The following is a 4,936-nucleotide window of genomic DNA, read 5'->3' as shown; positions in this document are numbered from 1 at the left end:
CGTAGGCTATCGGTTTCATCATTAATCGCATAGAGAAAGAGTTTCAGTACTTTCTTAAACGTTAACTTTTTTGAATAGCGATTAAACTGACCGATAACCTGTCGAGACGTTTCACTTAATTTTTCTAAAGAAATGTACGAAAACCATTTATTTATGGTCATTTTTGTTTTATACTTATCCATGCTATAAGTCCTTTGTTTTGGTCTTGGATAAGTCATCCAACCCCATTATAAAGGACTTTTTTATGTGTTGAAACAGTTAAATTATTTAATGCAACACTAGTGATTATTAATATTTATCCATTCAGCTTTAATGATGGAAATACAGTGAAACATTTAAATAGAGATCCTGTCAAAAGACAGCAATTTTTCCAGCAATTAGAATTAGCTGGATCTTTTACCATAGGGAAAGAATTCGAAGCGGTAGACACCCAGTCTCTTATTGAAAATCCAAACGAACCAATTACAGAACAATATAATGCTTTTGTTACTCTTGCAAAAGTATACCGTGAACTTGAAAGAGAGAATTTCGGTCATGCCTTAGAAATCCTGGAACCACTGTGGCAGCAGCGAAATGATTTAGTTAAGCCTTATCAGATAGAAGTTATGAAAGAATATTTATTTTGTCATTTGACTCTAGGGTTACATGAGACTTCAATTCAAGATGAAATTTTACAAGATAAGCTGTTTAGAGAATACTTAAAAATAAAGCAGCTGGAAACTTATAGAATGCAGGCTGCTATTTCACTCTGGGTAGAGTATGATCTGAATCAAGCACAAGAATGGATTAGTAAAGCTAGAGATTCACTAAAACAGTCGCCTACCTATGCAGATAAAGCCCTCAATACAAAGCTGTTGAATTTCATTAGTCTGAAAGTCAAACAAGAAAAAGCAGAAAAAATAACGATGAACGGTATTGAATAAAGTGTTTTGAAATTTTTATACAGTGTGAATAAAGAGAGGCAAACTGTTCACAAAATACTATTAAAAAATAAGTGAATGAGTTGACTTTTAATAGTATTCCTTATATCATTTACTATGTTGATTAAGACAGAATAATAGATATTTAAATAATGGTAAAGTAGTGAAAGTGCTTTTCCACCTCAAACAACCTATTTGGATAGGTTTCATTGGGGTGGACCAGGCACTTTTTTTGTGAAGAAAAATAGGAGGTTTTTTTAAAAATGGCAATTGAATTTGATACGATAGCAGCGATTTCTACTCCTCCAGGTGAAGGCGGGATCGGGATTGTTCGAATCAGCGGCGATGAAGCTTTAGACATTGCGGACCGTGTTTACCAATTAGGTAATAAAACCTTAAAAGACCAGAAAACCCATACCATTCACTACGGTCATATCGTCAATCCGAAAACGGAAGAACAGATTGATGAAGTTATGGTCTCTATCATGAGAGCACCAAAGACCTATACACGTGAAGATGTAGTAGAAATTAATACACACGGCGGTGTACTGGCGGTTAATCAAGTCCTACAGACCGTTCTGCATAATGGTGCACGTCTGGCCGAACCAGGGGAATTTACAAAACGAGCTTTTCTAAATGGCCGTATCGATTTATCTCAGGCTGAAGCGGTCATGGATGTGATCCGTGCGAAAACTGATAAAGCCATGCATATGGCAGTTACCCAATTGGATGGGAACTTGTCTCGCTTAATCAGAAATTTACGTCAGGAAATCCTGAATACATTAGCGCAGGTTGAAGTAAACATCGATTATCCTGAATACGATGATGTAGAAGAAATGACTTCTCAGTTATTAGTCGAAAAAGCAAAGCAGGTAAAAGAACAAGTCAAAGAATTGCTGGAAACAGCCAGCCAGGGGAAAATCCTGCGTGAAGGGTTAGCGACAGCGATCATTGGTCGTCCAAACGTTGGAAAATCCAGCTTGTTGAATACGTTAATTAAAGAAGAGAAAGCAATTGTTACTGAAATTGCCGGAACGACTCGAGATGTTGTAGAAGAGTACGTCAGTGTTAAAGGTGTACCGCTTAGACTGATTGACACAGCGGGTATTCGTGAGACAGAAGATATTGTTGAACGAATCGGTGTAGAACGCAGTCGCAAAGCTTTAGCAGAAGCAGACCTTATTTTGCTGGTCTTTAATCAGAATGAGGCCTTGACAGCAGAAGATAAACTGCTGATCCAGGCCACAGATGAGCATCATAGAATCATTATTTTAAATAAAATGGATCTGGAAAATCATTTAGATTTAGAGGAACTAAAACAATTAGTGAACCCTGAAAGTATTGTTCCTACTTCTATTGTCACCCAAGACGGGTTAAATGATTTGGAAGCTAAAATTGCAGACCTGTTCTTCTCTGGTAAAACAGGTGAACGGGATGCAACTTATGTCTCAAACATTAGACACATTGCATTATTAAATGAAGCAGTAGATGCATTTGATGATGTAATCGAAGGAATTGAAACGGGAATGCCGGTTGATTTAGTACAGATCGATATGACAAGAGCCTGGGATTTGCTGGGGGAAATTACGGGAGACAGTGTGCAAGATGAATTGATTACGCAACTATTCAGTCAATTCTGTTTAGGAAAATAACCGTGAAAAATAAAAACGGATTTTAAATTAGAAAGGAATAACTTGATGCAAACTTATGAAGCTGGAAGATATGATGTTATTGTAGTCGGTGCTGGTCATGCAGGATCAGAAGCAGCTCTAGCAGCAGCTAGAATGGGTTCTGAAACGCTGCTCGTTACCATCAACCTCGATATGGTCGCACATATGCCGTGTAATCCATCAATTGGTGGACCTGCTAAAGGTATTGTTGTACGTGAAATGGATGCCTTAGGCGGCGAAATGGGTCGGAATATCGATAAGACCTATATTCAAATGCGTATGCTGAATACGGCTAAAGGACCGGCTGTACGCGCTTTGCGTGCGCAAGCGGATAAACACCTTTATTCGATTGAAATGAAACGTACGATTGAAAGTACAGAAAACTTGGATATGAAACAAGGCATCGTAGATGAATTGATCGTAGAAGACAATGTTATCCAAGGGGTTATTACGAATACCGGTGCTATCTACCGGGCAAAAGCCGTTATTTTAACTGCTGGAACCTCTTCTCGTGGGGAAATTGTAATTGGAGAATTGAAATATTCTTCAGGCCCGAATAATACGCAACCGTCTATCAAATTATCTGAAAATCTATTAGAGTTAGGATTCGATTTGGATCGTTTCAAGACAGGAACACCTCCGCGTATCCATAAAAATTCAATCAATTACGCTGTTACAGAAGAACAACCGGGAGATCCGGAACCTCATCACTTCAGTTTTGAGACACCAGATGAAAAGTATCTACAAGATCAAACGTCTTGCTGGTTAACATATACAAGTCCAACTTCTCATGAGATAATTCGTGAAAACCTGCATCGTGCTCCAATGTTTACAGGAATCGTTGAAGGGGTAGGCGCTCGTTACTGCCCGTCAATTGAAGACAAAGTCGTTCGTTTTTCTGACAAACCACGTCATCAGTTATTCCTGGAACCAGAAGGTGAAACAACAGACGAAGTTTACGTACAAGGGTTATCTTCTTCTCTACCAGAAGATGTACAGCTGGCGGTATTACATTCAGTAGAAGGTCTGGAAAACGCGAAAATGATGCGTACAGGATATGCAATCGAGTATGATGTCGTTAAACCGTATCAATTACGTCCTTCTCTAGAAACTAAACTGATCAGCGGATTATTCACAGCTGGCCAAATGAATGGAACATCCGGCTACGAAGAAGCGGGTGGACAAGGATTGATGGCTGGAATTAATGCAGCTCGTCTAGTTCAAGGCGAAGAGCCATTCGTTATGAAACGAAACGAAGGATATATCGGCGTCATGATTGATGATTTAGTAACAAAAGGAACGAATGAACCGTATCGTTTACTGACTTCACGGGCTGAATATCGTTTGTTGCTGCGTCATGACAATGCAGACTTCAGATTGAGCAAAATCGGTTACGATCTTGGTTTGTTATCAGAAGAGAGATACCAAAACTTCCTGGATAAAAAAGAACAAGTTGAAAAAGAATTGGCTCGTTTGCAAACTATCCGTTTGAAACCAAATGATGTGGCAGCATACCTTGAAGAAAAAGGCGAACCACAATTGAAAGACGGTATCTTGGTCTATGACTTTATCCGCCGTCCTTATGTGAAATATGCTGATATCATTCAATTTGCGCCAACAGAAACGACTTTGTCAAAAGAAGTGATGGAACAAGTTGAAATCTATATCAAGTATGAAGGCTATATTGAAAAAGCTTTCCGTAAAGCGGACAAAGTCAAACGTATGGAAAACAAACGCATTCCAGAAGGTATTGACTATTCAGCGATCAATGGAATTGCAACAGAAGCTATTGAAAAACTCACTAAAATCCAACCTGAAACGATTGCTCAAGCAAGCCGAATCAGCGGTGTAAATCCATCTGATATCTCAATTTTGATGGTTTATGTTGAACAAGGTAGTGTAGCAAAAGTATAAATAAAGAACTACAAACTAAATTGGATCCTAAAGTATAGGCATTAATAATGCACCTACATATAGGATCCAGTTTTTTATTGTCTAGGTTCTCTGTCAAACATACTAAGATTAGTAGTGTAATATCCACGACGGTGGATATGCACTACTATTTTTTTATATAGTAGAGGTGAAGATGAGGCCGTCAACGTTAGAAGACCATGAGTCTGCATGTCAAACTGGCCCCTTCACTATCCTTGATTGAATCAGTTTGAAGTATGTTGGTCCTTTGAGATCGTCTATAGGAAAGTGGAATCGTTAAGGCATAGTGGAGTACTTCAATTTAATATAGAAAGGAGCGAAAATAAATGAGAGTCATGGCTTTAGATGTAAGTAAAGGAAAAAGTTATGTTGTTATTTATGAAGAAGAATTGTGTGTTGCAGAATGGGAAATTA

The 4,936-nt window shown here is 38.4% G+C and carries 3 protein-coding genes and 1 pseudogene; 3 read left to right on the top strand and 1 reads right to left on the bottom strand.

The window, feature by feature from the left end; translation table 11 throughout:
• Window positions 1-182: pseudogene (locus BM212_RS12765) on the bottom strand (IS4 family transposase); the annotation flags it as partial.
• A gap of 144 nt (window positions 183-326) precedes the next feature.
• Between BM212_RS12765 and BM212_RS12000 the strand changes: the two are divergent.
• The 3 genes from BM212_RS12000 (at window position 327) to mnmG (ending at window position 4,504) form a co-directional block, all read left to right on the top strand.
• Window positions 327-923 carry a hypothetical protein gene (locus tag BM212_RS12000; protein ID WP_091898760.1) on the top strand — a complete coding sequence of 199 codons (597 nt, stop codon included), beginning with the start codon at window positions 327-329 and terminating at the stop codon, window positions 921-923.
• Between the two features lie 260 nt (window positions 924-1,183).
• Window positions 1,184-2,572 carry a tRNA uridine-5-carboxymethylaminomethyl(34) synthesis GTPase MnmE gene (mnmE, locus tag BM212_RS11995; RefSeq protein ID WP_072693654.1) on the top strand — a complete coding sequence of 463 codons (1,389 nt, stop codon included), beginning with the start codon at window positions 1,184-1,186 and terminating at the stop codon, window positions 2,570-2,572.
• 45 nt (window positions 2,573-2,617) lie between these two features.
• Window positions 2,618-4,504, top strand: a complete 1,887-nt coding sequence (mnmG, locus tag BM212_RS11990; RefSeq protein WP_072693655.1) for a tRNA uridine-5-carboxymethylaminomethyl(34) synthesis enzyme MnmG — start codon at window positions 2,618-2,620, stop codon at window positions 4,502-4,504.
• Window positions 4,505-4,936 lie beyond the last annotated feature (432 nt).

The sequence above is a fragment of the Marinilactibacillus piezotolerans genome, assembly GCF_900114235.1.
GTDB lineage: Bacteria > Bacillota > Bacilli > Lactobacillales > Carnobacteriaceae_A > Marinilactibacillus > Marinilactibacillus piezotolerans.
This window is presented reverse-complemented; position numbering and strand designations above follow the sequence as displayed.